A 21,817-nucleotide genomic window follows, 5' to 3' on the forward strand; every position below is an offset into this window, starting at 1 on the left:
CGATTTTTTTTGGGCGGAAGGGCTATCAGCGAGCTGGTTTGCGGGCCACCGTCATTCGCCCGTCAACGACCAAACGATCGGTGTACTGTGTCATCGTGAATCGTCCTCCCCGAAACCAATGTAGTAGCGGCGAAACGTAATCAGGCGGTGGTAGCTCGCTAGGCGCCGGGCCGTTCCAAGCGGTGCTTTCCCAACGTTTGCGTTGTGGGTTGTATTCGTACTGTCCACCGAGGCTGCACTGAAGATCAGCGTCGAGGACTTGTCGAACACGGGTGAACGCGTCTTCGGGGGCTACATCAAGTTGCCGCGTCAGCAAGTTCAGGAAGTCAGCACCGGCTACGCTACTTCGTGCAGCCCGCTGGTAGAGTTGGTTGTTGACCCAACCTTCCAGCTGGCTCCCTAGGAGGCTTCCGATGTGTCCACGGACGGTAGCCGCTTCGGGGACTTCGGTGGCTTCAAGGAATGGCAATGTTGATGTCAGGACTTCGTCTTGAAAAGACAACACACTGAATCCGCCACCGCTATAGCGATACAAACCACCGATCAATCGACTCATGCCGGGGCCGACAGGGCGGCCGCGGCCAAGGCCCAAAGGTAGGCGATCCAGGGCTCCAGGTTGCGGCCAGGCACCGAGGTAGCCCGGAAGGCTTTTAAGGGATCGATAGATGTTTAGCAGCCCATCGAAGTCTTCCGGTTCCGGCGGAAAGTTATCTTTGATGCCAACGAACAGATGGGTCGCCGGTCCGATTTGTTCGCTAGCGACGTGAGCTTGCAAAGTGACAATGTCGTCCGGTGCCGAACGGATCGCAACTTTGGTCGGTGGTCCGAGCTGCTTCGCCCACTTACCGTATTTTTCAGGTGTCAAAGGCGCGATTTCCGCATGGATGTTAATTCGTTCCAGGGACGGGCTTCCGGGGACATCGTCACGTCGAAGTGCGACGATAATCGGGTCCATTTGCGGAAACCGCTCGCTGTACTCGTTCGCGATCGAGTTGTACCACTCTGCTTCTTGTGCGGTCACCTTTTCGATTTCCACGTCGGCGATCGGCAAGAATGATCCTCTGCCGCCCCGCATCGTGTCGATCACGCGTTCTCCGATCGTCACGATGCCACTGCCGTCAGGACGTTTTCCGAACGAGAGCGGCAGGAAGCCTTCTTCGATCAATTCTTCTACGCTAAGCGTGGTCGAGCTTGCATCGTTGGATTCGGATGCAGCCGCCAAGCGGGCAAGGTGGACCAGCGAGACATCGCTTTCGGCTGCCGATCGCCGACGTAGTTCGATCATGTACTCCGGCGATACTAGCCCTTGCAGCATCTGAGGCGAAAAGTATGCAAAGATCGTGTCGTCTCGATCAACAGGAACAAGCGATCGGGATAATCTGAAAGACGGTGTCTTGGCGAGTGATTCACCGCTCTTGCTGACTTCGAAGAATCGCTTTACCAGCGTCTTACTGTTGGTGATTAAGAAGTAGCCGTTGTCTTCGGCAAGAAACGACCGAATCGAGTTGTCCGTCTTGGACAGAAAGGAAACTTGATGCCCATCGACATCGATCTGTTTCAATGTGATTTTGTCATCACTGGATGCACGTGTGGATCGATCGTTGTTAAGCGATGATCGCAGCAGGAAAGCGTTGCTGGCTTTCAAGATCACGCCCATCGATGCGCCATCATTGGTAAACAGGTCACGGCCGATGACTGCTTGGTCTTCGACGACGCTTGCGCCTAGCATTCGCGATAGCTGATTAATTTGCGTCGCAATTTGGTTCTGAAACCTTTCGGTCGATTTGTTCACAGTGCCGCGCAGTGTGATCATGCGACCGATGTCACCACCATACTCTTCGGCCAGATCCAAAAACCATAGGTAATTATTGAATGATCCGAACCGGATATAGAAACATTCCGGAGGCACATGCCCGGCAATCGATTCGGTGACCGTTGATTCGTCAACGGTGGGTAACGCAGTGTCCTGCCAACGAGGTGGCGATGGTAATGGAACGGTCGCATTGGGTGATGCGTTGGGGCCCGGCTGATTGTTGTCGTTCAAGCCTGCAGACGTTCGCCGAAAGATTTCTTTGGTGACTTCTTCAGCGCCCGTTAGATACTTCAGCGTTTCGAGCAGGGGATCAGATTTTTCACTCGGCGCGATAAACCAATCGGGAAGACCGTTGCCGGTGCGGCCGCTAAGCATCGCAACCAAGTACGTTTCAACCCACGGCGGATAGTCACCGTTATCAATGAACGACTTCGCTCGATCAATGTATGCGACCCACCATTGATTCAGCGCCGTCGCATGCAGGGCCGGATCAAGCTTTGGGACCAATTCATAGGTGCCAATGGTTCCCGCGTCGTCAGCCAGCTCAACAGTTAGTGGCGCATCGCCTGTGAATAGAAACGTTGCACGCCGAGCAACAATTTGCGTTGTCGGTTGATTGTCATCTGTCAGTTCTTTGATCAGTTTTCCCAATCGTCCCAGCAATCGACCGTTTCCGGGTTGGGGGACCGGACGCTCACTCGCAGGTGTGATGGGAATTTCAATGTCTTCGGTGATCGGATAGTGGATTCGCCCTGAATCACTGGTTACCGCCAAGGGCCTAGGGGTTTGGCCAACCAAGGGGACCGCGAGCGGGATTTCCACAATGGCAACGCCATAGCGATGTGAGTTTTCGGTCGGGACCGACGTTCCACCGTTTCTGGGGGCGGCGAGTGCCGAGGCTAAAACTTCGACCGCCTGGGAGGGTTTTGAGGTGGCAATGAATGTGACGACAATCATGCCGAATGCAAAAATGGCAAACTGCACGGGGCGGCGGGGCGATGGATGAAAGGGCATTCGATAGCTTGACTCTGACGTATTTAAGACGCCCGCTCGCCAGAATTCATGCTCTGGACGATACTAACGAGGGCGTACTGGCGGCACCGTTTACCGCTGGCATATCGACGGCATTATCCCCCAGCACACCAACTTTGGATAGGCAAACCGTGGACAGTCCCTCTCGTAGTGGTGTTTTTCAGTCCAGCACCGACGCCCGTTTGGAAGCATTTGCGGAATCAATTAGCTTCGACAAGCGGCTGTATCGACAAGATATTCGCGGTTCGATCGCCCATGCCGAGATGCTCAAAAACGTCGGTTTGATTGAAGAAGACGATTTCGCAAAGATCCGCGACACTTTGCGGCAAATCGAAACGGAAATTGAAGCGGGTGACTTTCCGATCCGTTTGGAATTGGAAGACATCCACATGCATATCGAGTCCGTTTTGATCGAGCGGATCGGCGATATCGGGCGAAAGTTGCATACCGCTCGCAGCCGCAACGATCAGGTCAGTACGGACGCCCGAATGTGGATTCGCGAGCAACTTGATCACGTTTCCACGCTTCTAGAAGAACTGCAAAAGGCATTCTTGGGCCGCTGCGAAGGCGACTTTGATGTAATCTTGCCCGCGTATACCCACCTGCAACGTGCCCAACCGGTTCTGGCTCCGCACTACTGGTTGGCCTACGTCGAAAAGTTCCAGCGTGATCGCGATCGACTGGCCGATTGCCGAACCCGTGTCAATCAATGCCCCTTGGGTGTCGCTGCGGTTGCAGGGACGACATTACCGATCGATCGCCAGCAGACGGCGAAGGCACTCGAATTTGACGGTGTCACCGCGAACAGCTTGGACACCAGTAGCGACCGAGACTTCATCATCGAAAGTGCATTCGTGCTTTCGATGATCGCTTCGCACCTTTCCGGCTGGGCCGAAGAATGGATCTTGTGGAGCACCGTGGAGTTTGGCTTTATCAAGATGCCGCATCAGTTCTGTACCGGCAGCAGTATCATGCCGCAAAAGGTCAATCCAGATACTCTGGAACTGACGCGGGGCAAATCAGCACGTGTGATGGGGAACTTGCAAACCTTAATGTTGTTGGTCAAGAACTTGCCACTTGCCTACAACCGTGACCTGCAAGAAGACAAGCCGCCATTGTTCGATTCGTTCGATACCATCACCGCAATGTTGGAATTGGCTATCCCAATTGTTGCCGGAAGCGAGCTGCAGCGTGAGCGTATCACCGCGCGTATCGAAGAGGGCTATCTTGATGCGACCACATTGATGGAATGGCTGATCAAGAAAGGCATTCCTCAGCGAACAGCGCACCATGCTGTCGGTGCGATCGTCGGCGCAGCGATGGAAAAGAAAATTCCGTTGGCTGAGTTGCCGATTAGCGAGATGCAAAAGCACGCCTCCCAAGTTGATGAATCAATTTTGGAAAGCCTTGGGACAAGCAACGCGGTTGCCGCATTTGTTAGCTATGGGTCGACCGCCCCAAGCGAAGTCCGTCGGCAGATCAATCTTTGGCAAGAAAGATTGTCCGGATAGACCCGCTTAAGGCGATCACTTGGTTTCGCTTTGTTTTTAAATCACGTCGCAAAATGCATTCGTCTTTCGGCGAGTGCATTTTGTTTTTTCTTTATGCACCAAAGACCGATCGCATCTCGATTCCGGCCATGCGTAGATAGACCGATAGGATTCCACGGTGGTGGACGATGTGATTGAAAACCCAGTTTCTTAGGCACTCTTCTTTGCTAATCGTGAAAAGCGTTTGTCCGGACATCAGCAGCGACCAGGGTTTCGCAAGTTCTTCGTCACTGACGTTCGCAATCGCTTCTCTCGCCTCGGCTACGTTTTTGTCAAACAATGCGAGGACTTCGCCAGGGCTCGAAAGTGCGGGAAAGGTTGGGCTCTGGCAACCTTCGGGTTGGATGTCAAACTCGGGATAGTCAGTCACGTGCTTGGTCCAGCCCACACAGTCGGCGATATGATTCGCGTTCCAACCGATCGTATGGAGCTTTTCATCTGCTTGCCAATCCATTTTGTCTGCCGGGATGGCCGCCAAGACGTCGCGAGTCCGTGGCATCTCGCGATCAAATTCGGGCAGCATTATTTCTGAAAGCGTCGCCATGGTGAAACCGTGTTTAGTAATGATGGAAAGGGGAAAAGAACTTTGTCGGATGAGCTTTGAAAGCTACATGTTTTAAACAGTTCGAAAGCTTCAGCGTAACTTAGCGTCCGACGTTCCATCGCATCAACCAAGCTAAGATTCGTTTGTTTAACGGCGTCAGTTTCGTGCGGTTGAATTGGTCGCCGACTTTTCGTATCGCATCGGCTTGTGTTGGATAAGGATGAATGTGGCTGGCCAGTTTTGACAGTCCGGTTTTGGTATTCATCGCCATGGTGATTTCCGAAATCAGCTCGCCAGCGTGCTCGGCAACCACTGTTGCTCCGACAATTTGATCACTTCCGGATCGCACATGGATCTTGACGTAGCCCATATCTGATTCATCAAGTACAGCACGGTCGACTCCATCCATCGATTGAACAAAGGATTGGATCGCAACACCTGCATCCGCAGCTTCTTGCTCGGAAAGTCCCACGTGCGCGATTTCCGGCGATGTGTACGTCACCCTGGGGATGATTAACTTGCTTGCGTTTTTCTTTCCAAACGGGCCTATCGCAAACAAAGCATTTTGAATAACGGTTCGGGCCTGGAAATCTGCGGCATGGGTGAATTTTGTCTTCGAGCAAACGTCTCCTGCTGCGAAGACGTTCGGGTTCGTCGTTTGCAAATGATGATCAACGGTGACACCCTGTGAGGTCGCCTCGATACCTGCTGCTTCTAAATTGAGATGTTCAATGTTTGGCGCGCGTCCAGTCGCGACAAGAAGTTGATCGACGGTCGTCGGCCCGCGACTTTCTTTTGTCAAAATTTCAATGCCTTGTTCGACACGTCCCACCCGAAGATCCTTGCATCCCAGGCAAAGTTGAACTCCCTCTCTTTCGAACTGTGTTTTCAGCAGGTCTGATGCGTCGGGATCTTCGTGCGAAAGCAACCGCTCGCTACGGTCAAAAAGAGCGACGGTGCTTCCCAGCCGGGCAAAGGTTTGCGCCATTTCGCAGCCGATCGGCCCCGCCCCAATAATGCCGAGCCGGTCTGGCAGCTCGGTCAGCGAGAAGAGGGTTTCATTGGTCAGGAAGTCGACTTGATTGAGGTTTTCGATGTCAGGAGCCTTCGCGCGAGCGCCGGTCGCGATGACGGCCTTTTTGAAACTCAATCGACCATTGGTTCCGGTTTCTGATCGAATCTCCAATGTTTGGCGATCGACAAAAGCTGCAGCTCCGAAATACACATCTACGCCAAGATCTGAAAATCGCTTGGCCGAATCGTGGGGGCTAATCTCGGCACGTAAACGTCGCATCCGTCGCATGACTTCTGCAAACCCGACATCCGTGTCTTTTACGTGGATACCAAATCTGTCGGCTTGGTGGATAGTGGCTGCGACACGGGCCGATCGAATCATTGCTTTTGATGGGACGCAGCCGACATTCAGGCAATCGCCACCCATCAATGACTTTTCGATCAATGCCACGCGAGCACCCAAGCCTGCTGCACCGGCCGCGGTGACAAGACCTGCCGTGCCCGCACCGATGACCACTAGCTGGTAGGGCAGGTCAGGTGTTGGGTTTTTCCAGTCCGCCGGATGAACGTTGTCGCGTAGTTGCTGATCAAAGTGGTCAATCAGAGGCATCGTGATCGCTTCACCGTCAGTGCCAGAACGGTCACTCATGATGTCTTCTCCTGGGTCGGCCCATTTAGTGATGCTTGCGATCGATGTTGGCGGATTCGTTTGGTAACCCAGCGTCCGACCACAGGGAACAAGCCAAGCACAGCGAAGGCGACAAAGATCCGACTCAGTTGCTGGGAACTGAAAGCCGCTGCGGCTCCCTCGTCAGCCAGCTTTTGTAAGTCAGGGACGCTCCAACCGGCGTAGACATAAACGATCGTCCCAGGAAGCATTCCGAGTTGACTGACCCACCAAAACGTTCGGGTGCGAATCGGCGTTAATCCCATCACCGCGTTGATGACAAAGAATGGAACCGCTGGGATCAGGCGAAGCGAGAAAAGGTAGAACGGCCCTTCGCGTTCAAGAGACTCGTTGAAGGATTTTAACCGCTCGCCGAATCGTTCTTCGACACTTTGCCGAAACAGGTATCGGCTTAAACTAAAAGCGATTGTTGCGCCAGCGGTGGAGGCAAAGCTGACGAGGACAATGCTTTCGAGTAATTCAAAATACCAGCCGATCGCCAGTGTCATCAGGGCCGCGCCGGGAAGCGAAAGTCCGGTCGCGATCACATAGGCCACAAAGGTGATCGCATAGACGCCAAAAGGATGTTGCGTCTGAAAGGATCGCAATTGGCTTTCTCGTTCGGCTAAACTGGTCAAGTTGACTTGGTCACCAAAAGCTACCCAAATAACAATGACCGCGACTACCAAGCCAATCGCGACGAAGAATTTCATTCGATCGGTTGACTTGTTACTCAATTCGGCTCTCAGTTGTTTCGGCGGTCAAAGCGGTTCTGGCGAGCAGAACCGCTGTTTCATCCTGTTGAATGACCAATTCAATATTTCACCTGCCAGCCAAGCATTGTCATCGACTGGCAAGATACGACGATAAGTTCACGATACCAATGTTATTCGCCCGAAAGTACAGCACTTCCATGGATCATTTTTCGACGCTGGTAAAGAAATTCGGCTCTGTGATCGTTGCCGGTTGCACGTTTTTGCTTTTCGGGATTTCAGCATGTGTGGGAAAAGCCGAGGCGAGTAGTCCACCGAATATCGTCGTCATTTTTATTGACGACATGGGTTTTGCGGACCCGAGTTGTTTCGGTAACCCGCAAATGAAGACTCCCAATATCGATCGCTTAGCGCAGGAAGGAACCAAGTTCACGAACTTTTATGTGAACTCGCCAATTTGTTCGGCTTCACGTGTGGCGTTGACAACGGGCATGTATCCGCAGCGATATCGGATTCATTCGTTTCTTGCCGCACGTGCGGCCAATCGACGTCGGTTGATGCCCGATTGGTTGGACCCGAACGTGACAACCTTGGCAAAACTGCTGCAGCAAAAGGGATACGCGACGGCGCACTTCGGTAAGTGGCACATGGGTGGCGGTCGAGACGTCGATGACGCACCGCTGCCACAAGCTTATGGATTCGACGAATCTTTGGTTTCGTTTGAAGGTTTAGGTGATCGAATTCTCTGGACCAAGACGGGGAATCAACGTCTTAGTTGGAAGCACGGGCGTGGCCAAATTCTGGACTTGCCTAAGCACAAAACCACGGAGACGTATGTTGATCACGCCATCGATTTTATCGAGCAACATCATGACTCCCCGTTCTACGTGCGAGTCTTTCCCAACGATGTGCATGACACGCACATGCCATCCGATGAGCAGCGGGCAAAGTGGGTTAACAAGTCAGCGAATCCACCCGACGTGGAATTCTTCGCCGTGCTGGATGAAATGGATCGTCAGATCGGTCGGCTGTTGGATACGATCGACCGACTGGAGTTACAGCATGAAACGCTTGTGCTTTTTACCAGCGACAACGGTCCGACCGACTGGCCGCGATACTACGAAGCGGGACATCAACCACCCGGGTTCACTGGGCCTCTGTTTGGACGAAAATGGAGCCTCTATGAAGGCGGGATCCGAATGCCGTTTATCGCTCGATGGAACGGTCATATCCAGGCAGGTAGGACGGATGATTCGACGACAATGGCCGCGATCGATTTATTGCCAACGGTCGCTTCCATCGTGGATGTCCAGTCGGATGTCCAATTCGATGGAATCGACATGTCGAAGGCATTCTTTGGAGAACCGATCCAACGCGAGTCCCCAATCTTTTGGGAATACGGAGTCCATGGAAGCATTCTTCCGGGGAATGAAAAACATGTTAGTCCCGATCTAGCCATGCGAGATGGCCCCTGGAAGCTGCTGATGAACGTCGACGGTTCAGAGGGCAAGTTGTTCAATTTGAAGGCCGACATGGGTGAAACCACCAACGTGATTGACCAACATCCCGACGTCGCCGCAGAGATGCGGCAAAAGTTGAACGATTGGTGGGGCGAGATGGCTGCGTATTACCCCAGCCAGGCAAAGCCAAATTAGCAGGCCCCCAACCCAGCAGGCCCTAACCCCGCAGGAACTGCCAAGTCGTAGAGTCACACTGACCCAAGGTGACTGCCCTGTTCGCGGTTAGGATAAACAGTCAAATCGCAGTTTTTCATCTCGTTCGAAGTGAAATGGGCTAACTTCCTAATGAAGCATGACTGATTGAAAGGAGCCCAATTTTGCGAAGCGACCTAACTGTTGCCTTTAATGCCCGTCAATCAGCTCGCTTTCACACGACGATTGTTTTGTAGGGTTACCGCGCCGTTCTACGTGCGGATACCTAAGAAGTCAGTTTTCAAGGCTGTTTGCCCCGACAGCTCAACAACGTCACTCGCAGCGGTAGGGGCATAGATGAATCAATACGCGAAAGACATCTGCACTCAGTGCATATTTCAGTCGCTCACTGAGTTGCTTGAGTACTATTCTGAAGCCGAAGTGACAGTTCAGTCGACCAGCTGCGATAGCCTTGCAGCGGTGTTCAATGAGACGATCGAATGTCCGACGATAGGATGTGAAACGATCGCATCAATGACTCGTCTGGATGGAACCCGATTCTCTGGCTCACTCACGTTGACATCGCATGCGTGCGTGATTGCTAAATTGTGCCGACAAGAATTGCAATTCGCACCGGACTGGATTGGCGAACTTGGCAATCAAATCCTGGGCCGATTCAAGAATAACCTGCTCGACTATGGCGTCGACACTCACCTGGGAATCCCGCTAACGTCACGCGGTATCCTTCTCAATAACGTGACCTGTCCCGGTGACCAGCTTGAACTGAAAGCGTCCACCAATGTTGGAAATGTGTGGGTGACGTTTGCTCTGCAGGTCGCTCAGGAAGAAAGCCGCTGGCGAAAGCTTCCACAATCTGCCGCCGCTACAGCGGGAAGTTTGCAGCTCTTCTAAAAGAACTGATCAACCAACCAATTTGGTTTGGCCATCGAATCAGTCTCGGGCCTTGATCCTCTGGGGCTGTGATCCTCTAGGGCTGTGATCCTCTAGGGCTGTGATCCTCTAGGGCTGTGATCCTCTAGGGCTGTGATCCTCTAGGGCTGTGATCCTCTAGGGCTGTGATCCTCTAGGGCTGTGATCCTCTAGGGCTGTGATCCTCTAGGGCTGGCATCTCGCACAGCCTGCTCCGGCAGCAAGCAGTGAGTCGTGCTCCCTGACGATGTCGCCCCCTGACGATGACATTGACGCGTGCTAAAAATAGCGTTGCAAAGCCATTCGATGTCAACGCTCAGTCCAAATTCTCATGACCGATCCAAATTCCTCCAGCAGTGACCTTCCTTACGATTCTTTCATTCTTGTCTCGTTCGGTGGTCCCGAGGGCCCCGATGACGTCATGCCGTTTTTGGAAAACGTGCTGAGAGGGAAAAACGTTCCTCACGAACGGATGCTGGAAGTTGCCGAGCACTACAAGGGTTTTGGTGGTGTCAGCCCCATCAATGACCAGAACCGCGAATTGCTCGCAGCGATCGAAAAGGAATTTTCGGAGCACGGAATCGACTTGCCGATCTATTGGGGAAACCGAAATTGGCATCCACTGCTTCCCGATACTTTGCGGCAAATGAAGGCGGATGGTCGAAAGCGCTCGATCGCATTCTTCACCAGCATGTTCAGCAGCTACAGCGGCTGTCGCCAATATCGCGAAAACATCGCCGACGCACAGGACGAGGTTGGTGAAGGCGCGCCAATTGTTGAAAAGGTACGAATGGGGTTCAATCACCCAGGCTTCATCGATTCAATGGTGGACGGTGTTCAAAAGTCAGTTCAACAACTGGGGACGCAGCCTTCGCAAACCAAGGTGATGTTCACCGCACATAGCATTCCTATGTCGATGGCTGACAATTGTGACTACGTCAAACAGCTTGAAGAAGCATGCCGCATTGTTGCTGAGAAGGCTGGAACGCCGGATTGGAAACTGGTCTACCAAAGTCGCAGTGGCCCACCACAACAGCCTTGGTTGGAACCGGACGTCTGCGACGAAATCGAGGCTCTCGATTCTGAGCAAAAGATCGAAAACTTAGTGATCGTGCCGATCGGTTTTATCAGCGATCATATGGAAGTGCTTTACGATCTGGATGACGAAGCGGCAAAGCTATGCCAAGATCGTGGGATCGCGATGAGCCGCGCTGCGACTGCCGGAGTTCACCCAAGTTTCGTTTCGATGATTCGACAGCTTGTCCAAGAAAGGATCGAAGGGAGCACTGAAAAGGCTTCATTAGGATCGCTCGGCCCGTGGCACGATGTTTGTCCCAAAGACTGCTGCACCTACACGCCCCGGCGTCCCCAACGCCCCTAGTTTGCAGGGACCCTAGTTTGCAGGGACCCTGGCATACAGCGACCTTGACTCAGATGCTGGTTCTCAGCAAGTCTGCCAACCGTTCAACCTGAGCGAGGTCGTTGTAGGCCTGCATTGACACTCGCAAAATCGGAGTGTCGTTGGGGCCCATGAACGTTGGGACTTCGATCCGATGTTTGTCGAAGAGATGTTTCTGAAAGGTGGCCAAGTCGCTCGATGAGCTAAACTTGTCTTTCGCTAGGGTCACCGCAGCCATCGATCCGACCATCGGTTCGGGAGTGGCCGCTTCTGCGCCGAGTGCGTCATTCATGATCTTTCTGGCCTGGATGGCGCAGTCATGGTTTCGATCCATTAACTGCGGCAGTCCACCTGGGAAAAGCGTGCCCAGGAAATCAAGAGCGGCAGGCACGGCAAGAATCGGTGTCACATCGTATGTTCCTGGCCAATCGAATTCCGCATGGAAACGGCTTCGTCTATCGCTTTGTTTATTGGCGCCGTGGCTGATCACGGTGGGGCGAACTTCTTGATGCAAGGACTTGTCCACATATAAGAACCCCGACGCTTTCGGGGCACAGATCCATTTGTGGTGATTCGCGGTGTAGTAATCTGCACCAAGTTGCCGCAGGTCGATCGGAATCATCCCCGGAGCATGTGCCCCATCGACCAGAATGCGTGTTTTGTTTTCGTGAGCAAGTTCGACCAAGCGTTCCAGTGGAAAGACGATCGCAGTAGGACTTGTGACATGGTCAACAACCAGCAGCCGAGTGCGTTCGGTTAGGACCGCCGCAACGCTTTGGATAACGTCGTCTTCATGCTGCAGTGGGAACGGTATCTGAGCCACTCGCACGACCGCACCAATGGTCTCTGCTGCGAATCGGATCGCATTGTTACATGCGTTGTAACCATGGTTGGTGATCACAATTTCGTCGCCCGGCTGCAGTTTCAGCGACCGAACAACGGCGTTGACTCCATCAGTTGCGTTTCGAACGAAGACCAGGGATTCATCTTCACATCCGACTAGGTCCGACACGACAGCGCGAACGTGATCGAGTTTGGGCTCTAGGTCACGTTCTGGCGCAAGGAACTCAATCGGATCACGTTCGAGCTGTTCAATATAGCCAATACGAGCTTGCAAAACCGTTGTGGGGGTGGCCCCAAAGGACCCATGGTTCAGGTAGTCAATTTCGGGATTCAGTTGCCAGTGTTGTCGCATCGCATTGAAATCAGAGGAGCCATCGAACGTCCATCCTGTAAGACCAATACGCTACGACGATTAAACAATCGAATCAATCTGGCATCACTCAATGTGGGGCTCGCTGCATTAATCGCGATGACTGCGGTCGATATTGGTCCCACCTTGGCAACCTAGTCCCTTGATGAACCAGAGCTCCGCATGCCTTTGGAAGGTGGGCTAAAATCCAGCCTGGAACACCCTTCGACCGCGTTGGTTTTCTCGCGATTGGTGCAGTCGTGATGTCAGAATGGCGAAGGCGCCGGACTTGCCGGTGGTAATTGCCAAGCCAATTCCAAGTGATGCGATACCAGATGCAATCGGCCAGTTCAATCGGTAAAGCCGACCGTTGCGATGACCTTGGTATGACAAAGCCGTGATGCACAGACAGAGATTCAGCAAGGCAACTCCCAGCCATGCTCGCCGTCTTACCCAATATGCGTACGCGACGCAGAGGATCGCCATGGCTAAAACGATCGATGCCATTGCGTAACGACTTGGTAGGCTTGCTTGATATGCCAATGCAAGGCCGCCACAGCTAACCAAGCACGCTCCGACAACACGCAAGGCTTCGGCAAACGCACCTTCGTAGATCGCACCGACGATCAATATGACCACCGTTAGGTAAACGCTACCGAGTATTAGTGCTTCGGTCGTGTACCCAATGCTGCGTCCCGCGATTGCGACCGTGATCGCCATCGATACGCCGTGTAACAACCAGATCCATTCGGGGCGACGTGATCGAAATGCGATTGCGAACCAGCAACCCGCTGCCAAGGCAAACAGGACCCAGCGATCAACGCCAACGGTGATAAGCCACTGGGGGATAGTCGCGACAGCACCCAGTAGTGACAGGGTTAGTGGGACCCCAATGATTGCTCCTCGCAATCCGCGAATGGCGTAGTAGGCATAGAGAGCCGTGACCACAAGGCCCGAGATGCCGATCGCAGAACCGGCGTAAAGCTGCAAGCTGTCCTTGATTGGAAGTTGTGTTTGACCCGAATTGGCACTTCCGCAAACTAGCAGCACTGGTGTCACGTAGAGAGCAAACTGGAGCAGGCCTTTGTAGGAATTGGCCAAGCCCGACTCGACACAGAGAACCAGTGCTGCGGCAGCAATCGGTAGCAGCAGAAATGGTTCAAAGCTTCCCACAGTTCCATAGAAACCGAATGACATCCAGATCGCATGCGACCGGACTCCGGCTAGCACGTACATCACGATAAATGCCGAAAGCGGATAAAGTGGCCATGACCAGGGCGTACCGTTATTTGCAGTCGATCGGTTTGCTTGGCGTATCGCGGGGATCAGCAATAGCATGCTGACTGCGATCCCAATCGAAAACAACACCGCGCCCCAATTGGCAAGCGGGTCGTTTCGTTCGGCGACCGCTCGTCCGAGTATCAGTGGCGCGCCGATCAGGATCAGAAAGTAGGCGTAGTATGCCAAGCGATACCAACGCCTCAGTCGAATGCGGCACGCCAACAAAGTGGACTCTGTAATCGCAGCGACCGCAATGGCTGCCAGTGCGGCAAATAGCGACGCGTTTGCTCGATCCCAAATGCTCAGCTCATCGAAGCTTGTTGTCATCGCGATCAAGCTGATGATCACCACGATAAAAATCGATCTCGCATCATCCCAGACCTTTGCGATCCGAACGACACCGACGCAAACGAGTGCCATCAAGATCCCATAGGCTAGGATTCCGCCTCCCATCATGATCGTTTTTTCAAGAAGGCTTTCGCCGGTTGCGACGAGACTTTGGCAACCATAGATGACCAGCAAGCAGCTAATCAGGTAGAAGGGGTTTTGGTTGTAGAGAAACCGAACGAACGCAGGCTTTGACTTTTGGGTCGGTACCGCTTCCTCCGGTGTGTTTGGCTCCTTTGGTGAACAGTCATGCCTGAGCTGGTTCTCTGGTGGGCTGTTTTCAGGCTGCCCGTGCTCGGATTCACTAACCATCACAACTCCCCGCGAAAAGATGAGTAGACCGATAGCGGCGGCAACATGGTCGCCGATCGAATTTAGGAGTGCGATGATGTTCACCACCCGCGGGAAGCATGCAAAGGTGGACATCAATCTCGCGATCCCGTCTATACGGGACGAGGCGAGGCTAGGTTCATTGAAGTTTTATATGGCCGATCCGTTGAAGTCGCGTGAGGCACAAACATTGACGCGTTGGTCCATGCCGTTGTCAATTTTGATTTGCTGATAGGGGCTGGGTGACCAAAGCTCGGGTAGCAAGTGGTATCGAAAGCCAGCTTCAGACAGAACTGCGAGCAACTCATGCAAGGTCTGCTGCTGATCAGCAAAGCCGTGGTACTCGACAAACAGATTGCGAACCTTGTCAAGTTTTGATGCGGCTTCTTTCAAGACTTCCGTTTCGGCGCCTTCGATATCCAGTTTCAAGAAATCAATCGGTGAGTCTGATTGTTCGATCAGTTCGGAAAGCTGAGCCGAGTTGATCGCTATTGTATTTGTCTGCTTTTGATCTGTTTGCTGACCGGCGTCGTTTTGTAGTAGGTGTCCCGCATCATCGCCTGTGGAACAAAATGATAGTGGTCCGCCCGTCTTGGAAACCGCCGATTGAAGTAGCGTGACATTCGCCGCTCCGTCGCAGTTTTGTTTTAGGGTTTCAAAAATAGCCGGGTCGGGTTCGATCGCCAGAATCTTTGGCGATTCATATCGTGACAGCCAATAACGTACGGCGATACCAATGTTGGCGCCGCAGTCGATAATGACGGGAGATTCATGGCCGCATCGAAAGTCATAAAGCTTTTGCAAAAAGATTGCGTGCCAAGCAGAGTAGGCTGACGCACCGTCGACATAAGTCAGCTCGTGACCAGCGACTCGGACCGTTCCTAGGGTCCAACGCGATCGATGAAGAACGCGATGCATGCGCAAGCTTTCACCGCTAAGCGATTCGCCCGTGCGCAAACGCAGCGCGTTGTAGAGATAGTCGATAAGGAACATGGGTAAGCCCAATCAGCCTCGTTGAGAGCCCCGTGTTTTACGTCGTATCGACCGAAGGAACCCAGCGACGCCTTGCAGTAGTCCCATCACGAAGTGCACAGGATCGCCAACGCCAAACCAATAGCGGGCGCAAAACCGGTCTGCGTCTTCATGCTGCGAAACGTTATTAGGATGGGTCAGTGGGAATTCCATTGTGTGGCGTTTGGGAACGCGAGAGTCTGAACCGGTGGTGTTGGATGCGTCGGACCCGAATCCGATGTTTTGCACCAAGTTGACTTGTGGCGTGATCGTTAGCATTCGGTGCTTCCAGACGGTAAACGTCCAGCGATAGTCCCAAGCCGTAATCTTTCCTTCGCGGCAACGTTGGAATATCGTCTTCCAGTATCGTGTTTCGCCAGGACGAGTTGCGAAACTCTGGATCACGTCATCGTCAGACTTTCCAGTGGGGCATGATAGATTGTGGTCGTAAAGTGTCCAGGCACGACGCCATGTCGCCCATCCCCAGCAATGATTGAATTTTGAAAAGTAGTAACTGCAGTCACCGCGGCGCTGGTTGTTTTGGAAGTTGTCGCCTGTGATAACGGCGATCCGTTCGTCGCTTTCGTAACGTTTGCCGAGTTCTTCGCAAAACGGAAAAAAACTAGCGTCCGCCAAACAATCGTCTTCCAGGATGATCCCAAAGTCGACGTGTTCGAAAAACCAATTGATCGCGGTGTAAACGCCATCTTGGCAGCCAAGGTTTTCATCGCGATAGAGACGGCGGACTTGACAATCCCAGTCGACGTTTTCGGTTACCTTCCGGGTCAATTCACATTGTGCCACGTCGCTAGCGTGATCAGCACGAGGACCATCGGCAGCAATGAACAACTGACTTGGGCGTACCGAACGAATCATCTGAAAAGTTCGATCGGTCGTTTCTGGTCGGTTGAAGACAAGTAGAAGGATCGGAACATCCATCAGTTCATTGGCCCAGGCAAATTACTTTCGCCAAGTCGAGAAAGTTGGCTGTTTGTCATTGGCGGCGGTAAAGCTTGTTGGCGTAGACTCGAGTTTTCCAAATGTGCTCCCAGCGATAACCATGTGTCTGCAGCATTTGGTCGATTCGTTCTTCGTTTGACTGGCGAACCTCGACTAAGATCCAATCGATGTTGGTTTTGGTAAAGTCGATTCCGCTGAGAACTTCAAGTTCGTAGCCTTCGACATCCAATGAGAAAAAGTCGATGTGAGTTAGGTTTGATTCGTCAAGAATACTTTGCAGCGTCCGAGCTGTAACTTTGATTGCCGCTTCTGCTTCAAGGTGTTGCACGTCTCGGCCGGTGTCGACGTGTTCCCGTATGGTGGCTTCGTCGATGACGCCATCATTGACAACGCTCATCAGGCCTGCCTGCTCCAAGACGACGTGGCTGTCTGGGTAGCCATCACGGACCAGGGCAGCATTGAAAACGGCTGAACTACTGCGGTTGCGACGGCAAGCTTCGGCGAGTGACGGACTCGGCTCGATCAGCAGTCCGGTCCAGCCAAGAACTTTTTCAAGATAGTACGTGTTGCTCTGCGAGATGCCATTGTTGGCACCCGCTTCGATGAATGTCCCGTTTCGCTTTCGGTCGAAAATGTCGATCAGCCGGATGTCTAGGTAATCCAGGGCAACCGAGTTGATCGCCCTCAGCCCTAGGCGGTGGCATAGCGGCATCGCGATCTTTTCGTAAACAGGACGCAGTATCGAGACGACACGCTGACGAAAGGTTCTTTTAGCCACGGCGAAGTGCCCGATGGATCGACGTCAGTGGACAAAGGAAAAATGATCGGACAAGCATCATGGCGAGGGGGCGTCCTTTCGGGGTCAAGCAGATGCCCAGGGAAGAAATCGCATAGCCGATAACGGTTGCCCATGCGGCACCAAAGCCACCAAAACTTGGGATCAGCCATGCGTTCAACCCCAAATTAACTGACATTCCGATCAGCAGCACTGCTAACAACGGCCGTTGGAAGCGACCGAGGTCAACGAGAGGTTGAATCGCAACGCCGATAAATACAAATGGCAACGAACAGGCGTGGATCTTGAATACCTCGCAGCTGAGGCGATAGCCTTCGCCAAACAGCATCAAGATAAAGATCGGCATAACGAAATAGGCGATTCCCAGGGAGCACCATGTGACGATCGCAATCAAGTTCAAGAACGATTGGTATTCATTGCGAAAGGCTTCAGCGTCTTGCTTGTGTCGCAATGACAATGTCGGAAACAGAGATGACTGCAGTGAAACGGGGATGAAGTACCACAGAGCGGACATGCTGGCCGCGACCGAGTAGGTCCCTGCTTCTTCCGGGGTCTTCAACCAGCGAAGCATCGATAGATCAGCGTTCATATAGAGCGTGACGGCAATACCACTGATCGCTAATGGCCAGCACTCGGCTACCAGTTCACGTAACCGCGAAATCTTGGGCATGCACAGTGTTGGCAGTTGTCCAAGTTTAGCGAGTACCGCAAATAGGCTGAGACCAACACCGATCGAAAATAGCACTTGCGTGACGGCGAATGCCTCAAGCGGTGCCGAACAGAACACCAAGACGCCACGGATCAATGCTGCTAACAAGACCCATAGGTTGGTTACCCAGACGTTCCACTTCGAAAGTACCATCGATTCCAGTAGCAATACAGGGACCGAAAGCGGAACCGCGAGCAGTCCGAGCAGTGTTATTAAAAGCACTCGGTACTCTTGCGGCGACGAAAACTCGATCGTACCGGAGTGAAGCAGCGCAGCACCGCCTGCAGCGACAACGCACACCAGCACAAGTCGGAAAATCACCGCCAACCAAAAGTCGGCATCACGCCGGTTGGGTGCTTGGACGAAGTCTCGAACAAGTATTCTGTCAAAACCAAAGGTTAGAAATGGCAATGCAATCGCAAGCAGTGAAGCGGCGTAGCTAAGGATCCCCAGTTGGGATGGCCCGAGATAGCGAGCCACGATCGCCCCGATGATGACGCTATCGAGAACCGCAACGCCTTTGCCAAAAAACAGCCACGCAAGATTGCTGGGAACTCTGGAACGCAATTCTTGATGGCGATCCGAGATTGAGTGGGCCGTCATCTAGAGTGTAGTCGGTCGTGGGGACGAGACATGGCCATTGTCGACATGGTGAAGATTCTGCGATCAATCTCGTTCATTGGAGTGATTTCAGGGCTTCAACCGTTGCGTAAGGCCGAGCCTTTGTTAGCGTTGCAGAACCGATCGATTCGTACGACAAAATTTCCCGGAATGATGACGACCACTCGACCCGCCGTTTCTGTTCTCATGCCCATTTGGAATGCGAATGAAACCTACTTGACCGAGGCGGTCAAAAGTTTGCAAGGCCAGTCTTTGCAATCTTGGGAACTAGTCGTTGTGGAAGACCCTTCGGAGTCGATGTCCGATGCGGTTTTGGGAGCGATCGGTGACCCAAGAATACGCTACCATCACAACAGCACACGTACGTCGCTTGTGCAGCAACTCAATCTCGGACTGTCGCTTTGTCAGTCAGACTTTATCGCGAGGTTTGATGCTGACGATCGCTGCAAGCCGGAACGTTTGCAGAAGCAGCTCGCGTTTCTAGAAGGACGGCCCGAGTATGGTGTTTGTGGTTGTCAGCTTGAGATTATCAACCAATCAGGCAAGGCGACTGCGAAGCGATTCTATCCGGTCGAATCGGACTCGATTGGTCAAATGATGATGATTCGAAACGTGATTCCACATCCCGGTGCGATGTTTCGAAAGTCACTGGTTGAATCCCTTGGCGGCTATCGCGAGGACCATCCTTATGCGGAGGACTACGACCTTTGGTGCAGAATGCTAAAACAGGGTGCCAAGCTGCACAATGATGCAACGCAGTTGTTGGAATACCGAATCCACGATGGCCAAATCAAAAGCCAAAAGCTGCGAAGCCAAATCGCCGGAACGATCGCGGTCAAGAAAGAACACTGGCGGGATGAAATGGCCTTGTCGGCGAAATTCAGGATGTGTGCCGAGCAAGCACTACTCGCGATTCCACCCAAGCTGGTCTCAAAAGTGTTTCAGTTGCTTTATCACCAATCATGAAGTCACTAGTGCTTCGTTCCAACTCGCTTTTAGAATTAGCCGTGTGGCGTTAGCCACGGTTTCAGTGCAATAACTAGGACCATTGCCCATTGCCCATTGCCCATTGCCCATTGTCCATTGGCCGATGAATCGAACCCGTATTTTCATATGGAACGAAGGACGAGGTTCGTCTACCAGAATTAGATAGCGACTGATCCTGTACGGCCATTGGAGTGAAAGCCACCCAGCACGGGAATCAGCGTTTCCGAGTGCTTTGTCGCTTTTGCAGGTAACGCCAGTAGTATTTCAGCAAACCGCTGTTATACGCAAGCTGATAGCAGCGAACCATCCAGGTGCCGCGCATCACGCGTACGTACTCTGACAGTCGACCGTGATTGGCTTTGAGAAAACTATTTTTGATCGCGGCGACCTCGTTGATCTGTTTCGAAATCGCCCGCACGCTTTTCGCGTCGGAGTGCAGCGTCATGTGCGCGAACACTTGGGGGATATATCGCCATTTCCGCGCCTCGGTAAACATCCGAAACCACAACTCATGGTCCATCGCCCAATGCAGATCTTGTCTCAACCCACCAACCTTTTCGAAAAGCTCACGGCGAAAGAATAGTGCCGGCTGCGAGCATGGGCTGGTGGGGTGGGCGATGAGCGTTTTTCGTGGTGATTCGATCGGAAAACTGTTGAATCGACGCAGCGAATTTCCGCTTTGGTCAACGTACATTCCGTCTCCATAGACGATGTCTACGTCGTTGTCGGCTTCGAAAGCGTCGGACACGACTTTAAGAACGTCGCCGGTCGGATAGTAATCATCCGAATTAATCCAAGCGATGATGTCGCCATCGGCTCTCCTAATGCATCGATTGATCGCATCGGACTGCCCATCATCAGGTTCGGAAATGGCTGAAACCTTTGATCCATAGCGGAGTAGAACTGAATCTGTTCCGTCGGTTGATCCGCCATCTTGAACAAGGATTTCACTGTCCGAGATGCCTTGCGCTAGGCAACTGTCGATGCATCTCGCCAGGAATGCAGCTTGGTTCAGTGTTGGAATAATGAATGAAACGCGAACCATGCTTATGAACCAGGACGAGAATCCTTGCCGCATGAGCCACAGCCTTCAACGGTCGCAGGAAGCTTAAGCATAGTCTGATTGCTTGAGAGCGATGTCGTAGACATTGGCTGTTGTTTGTGCGCAAGTGTCCCAGTTGAATCGCTTTGCAAATTGACGGTGGCGATCGCGAGACTCGCCCATGATGTACTCTTCTTGTGCTGATATCAACGCATTGGCATATGCATCGGAGGTCAGTTCGCTGCAAGCAAAGACGTGGCCTGCATAGAGTTCATTCAGTGCCGGGTGTGGGCTGCACGCGATGCTTCGTCCGCAGCTTAGGCCTTCCAGAATCGGCAGTCCAAAGCTTTCACAGCTTGATGGCAAGCAGACGACAGCCGATTGATCAAGGTGCGCGCGGAGTTCCCGTTCGCTGGCCTTCCCATGCAGGGATACTCGATGTTGGATCCCAAATTGTGCAGCAACCTCTCGCATTTTCGATTGTTCACGTTCGGGAAGTCCCACAAGTCGCAGACGCGAATTCGGTTGCAACGCTATTTGTGCCTTTGCAAAACTTTCGATTAGCAATGGGACATTTTTGTGTGGATAGGGATGGCCAATCCATAAAAAATCAAGGGCTTGATCATTGTCAGGAATGTTCTCAAAGCGTTCGCTTCCGCCCAATGCTGCGACATGCGTTTTGTCTATTGGCGAATGAAGGTGCTTCCGCATCATCGCTGTGTCATAACCAGAGACGCCAACGAGATTGAATCCTCGTCGTACGATGGACCTATGGTTGAGCGAGTAATACAGACGAATTAATTCGCCGGCGCTTTCAGGTGCTTGGAACCGTAGGGTTTCATGAACCGTCACCACTGCCGGTCCCGCAACTCCGATGGAAGCCGTGGTTCCAAGGAAATGAACAAGATCGAAGCGTTCCCGTTTCAGATACTGAGTTAGCGAAGTGTGTTCCCAAATGACCCTGCGATAGACGTGTTTGACCGGCAGGTCCAGCTCGACTGTCCTGGCATTCACTCCCTGGAGATTCGCGTCGTGTCCCTTGGGAAGCACGATGGTGAAATCGTGATGGGGGGCCTTCGCGGGAAGCCGTGGCACAATCGCTCGGGCATAGGTTTCCGCGCCGCCCACTCGATCGGGATGGATTAGCGTTGCGATGATGGCGATGCGCAAAGGACTATTTTGAGATG

The 21,817-nt window shown here is 52.8% G+C and carries 17 protein-coding genes; 5 read left to right on the top strand and 12 right to left on the bottom strand.

The window, feature by feature from the left end; translation table 11 throughout:
• Positions 1-25: 25 nt before the first annotated feature.
• Positions 26-2,770, bottom strand: coding sequence for a hypothetical protein (locus LOC67_RS00530; protein WP_230260374.1), 2,745 nt, complete (start codon positions 2,768-2,770; stop codon positions 26-28).
• A 206-nt stretch (positions 2,771-2,976) separates the two neighbouring features.
• On the opposite strand from LOC67_RS00530, the gene argH reads away from it, so the two are divergent.
• Positions 2,977-4,356, top strand: a complete 1,380-nt coding sequence (gene argH, locus LOC67_RS00535; RefSeq protein WP_230261571.1) for an argininosuccinate lyase — start codon at positions 2,977-2,979, stop codon at positions 4,354-4,356.
• A 91-nt stretch (positions 4,357-4,447) separates the two neighbouring features.
• Here the strand turns inward: argH and LOC67_RS00540 are convergent, their stop codons facing one another.
• From LOC67_RS00540 to LOC67_RS00550, 3 genes are all read right to left on the bottom strand, one after another.
• Positions 4,448-4,939, bottom strand: a complete 492-nt coding sequence (locus LOC67_RS00540) for a DinB family protein (protein ID WP_230260375.1) — start codon at positions 4,937-4,939, stop codon at positions 4,448-4,450.
• 100 nt (positions 4,940-5,039) lie between these two features.
• Entirely contained in the window at positions 5,040-6,602 is a 1,563-nt protein-coding gene (locus tag LOC67_RS00545; RefSeq protein WP_230260376.1) for a mercuric reductase, read from the bottom strand.
• On the bottom strand, positions 6,599-7,333 hold the full coding sequence (locus tag LOC67_RS00550) for a TVP38/TMEM64 family protein (protein WP_230260377.1): 735 nt from the start codon (positions 7,331-7,333) through the stop codon (positions 6,599-6,601). The genes LOC67_RS00545 and LOC67_RS00550 overlap by 4 nt, the downstream gene beginning before the upstream one ends.
• Before the next feature lie 92 nt (positions 7,334-7,425).
• On the opposite strand from LOC67_RS00550, the gene LOC67_RS00555 reads away from it, so the two are divergent.
• From LOC67_RS00555 to LOC67_RS00565, 3 genes are all read left to right on the top strand, one after another.
• Positions 7,426-8,988 carry a sulfatase gene (locus tag LOC67_RS00555; RefSeq protein ID WP_230260379.1) on the top strand — a complete coding sequence of 521 codons (1,563 nt, stop codon included), beginning with the start codon at positions 7,426-7,428 and terminating at the stop codon, positions 8,986-8,988.
• A 354-nt stretch (positions 8,989-9,342) separates the two neighbouring features.
• Positions 9,343-9,897, top strand: a complete 555-nt coding sequence (locus LOC67_RS00560) for a chemotaxis protein CheX (RefSeq protein WP_230260381.1) — start codon at positions 9,343-9,345, stop codon at positions 9,895-9,897.
• 349 nt (positions 9,898-10,246) lie between these two features.
• Positions 10,247-11,296, top strand: coding sequence for a ferrochelatase (locus LOC67_RS00565; protein WP_230260383.1), 1,050 nt, complete (start codon positions 10,247-10,249; stop codon positions 11,294-11,296).
• Between the two features lie 49 nt (positions 11,297-11,345).
• Here the strand turns inward: LOC67_RS00565 and LOC67_RS00570 are convergent, their stop codons facing one another.
• The 6 genes from LOC67_RS00570 to LOC67_RS00595 all read right to left on the bottom strand — a co-directional run bounded on the left by LOC67_RS00570 (position 11,346) and on the right by LOC67_RS00595 (position 18,583).
• The gene (locus LOC67_RS00570; RefSeq protein WP_230260385.1) at positions 11,346-12,509 is read right to left on the bottom strand and encodes an aminotransferase class V-fold PLP-dependent enzyme; all 1,164 of its coding nucleotides are present in this window, start codon (positions 12,507-12,509) and stop codon (positions 11,346-11,348) included.
• A 198-nt stretch (positions 12,510-12,707) separates the two neighbouring features.
• The gene (locus LOC67_RS00575) at positions 12,708-14,600 is read right to left on the bottom strand and encodes a hypothetical protein (RefSeq protein WP_230260388.1); all 1,893 of its coding nucleotides are present in this window, start codon (positions 14,598-14,600) and stop codon (positions 12,708-12,710) included.
• A 54-nt stretch (positions 14,601-14,654) separates the two neighbouring features.
• Positions 14,655-15,497 carry an FkbM family methyltransferase gene (locus LOC67_RS00580; protein ID WP_230260390.1) on the bottom strand — a complete coding sequence of 281 codons (843 nt, stop codon included), beginning with the start codon at positions 15,495-15,497 and terminating at the stop codon, positions 14,655-14,657.
• Between the two features lie 12 nt (positions 15,498-15,509).
• Positions 15,510-16,391 (bottom strand): glycosyltransferase family 2 protein, encoded by an 882-nt coding sequence (locus LOC67_RS00585; protein ID WP_230260392.1) that lies wholly within the window; start codon positions 16,389-16,391, stop codon positions 15,510-15,512.
• 118 nt (positions 16,392-16,509) lie between these two features.
• A complete protein-coding gene (locus LOC67_RS00590; RefSeq protein ID WP_230260394.1) occupies positions 16,510-17,253 on the bottom strand; it encodes an FkbM family methyltransferase in 744 nt (247 codons plus the stop codon).
• Positions 17,246-18,583, bottom strand: a complete 1,338-nt coding sequence (locus LOC67_RS00595) for a flippase (protein WP_230260397.1) — start codon at positions 18,581-18,583, stop codon at positions 17,246-17,248. The genes LOC67_RS00590 and LOC67_RS00595 overlap by 8 nt, the downstream gene beginning before the upstream one ends.
• A 30-nt stretch (positions 18,584-18,613) precedes the next feature.
• Between LOC67_RS00595 and LOC67_RS00600 the strand changes: the two genes are divergently transcribed.
• Complete coding sequence (locus LOC67_RS00600) at positions 18,614-19,567, top strand: glycosyltransferase (RefSeq protein WP_230260399.1); 954 nt, start codon at positions 18,614-18,616, stop codon at positions 19,565-19,567.
• A 235-nt stretch (positions 19,568-19,802) separates the two neighbouring features.
• Here the strand turns inward: LOC67_RS00600 and LOC67_RS00605 are convergent, their stop codons facing one another.
• Both LOC67_RS00605 and LOC67_RS00610 read right to left on the bottom strand, forming a co-directional pair.
• Positions 19,803-20,633 (bottom strand): glycosyltransferase family 2 protein, encoded by an 831-nt coding sequence (locus LOC67_RS00605; RefSeq protein WP_230260401.1) that lies wholly within the window; start codon positions 20,631-20,633, stop codon positions 19,803-19,805.
• A gap of 63 nt (positions 20,634-20,696) precedes the next feature.
• The gene (locus tag LOC67_RS00610; protein ID WP_230260403.1) at positions 20,697-21,800 is read right to left on the bottom strand and encodes a glycosyltransferase; all 1,104 of its coding nucleotides are present in this window, start codon (positions 21,798-21,800) and stop codon (positions 20,697-20,699) included.
• Positions 21,801-21,817 lie beyond the last annotated feature (17 nt).

The organism is Stieleria sp. JC731, assembly GCF_020966635.1.
In the GTDB taxonomy this organism is placed as follows: Bacteria; Planctomycetota; Planctomycetia; order Pirellulales; family Pirellulaceae; genus Stieleria.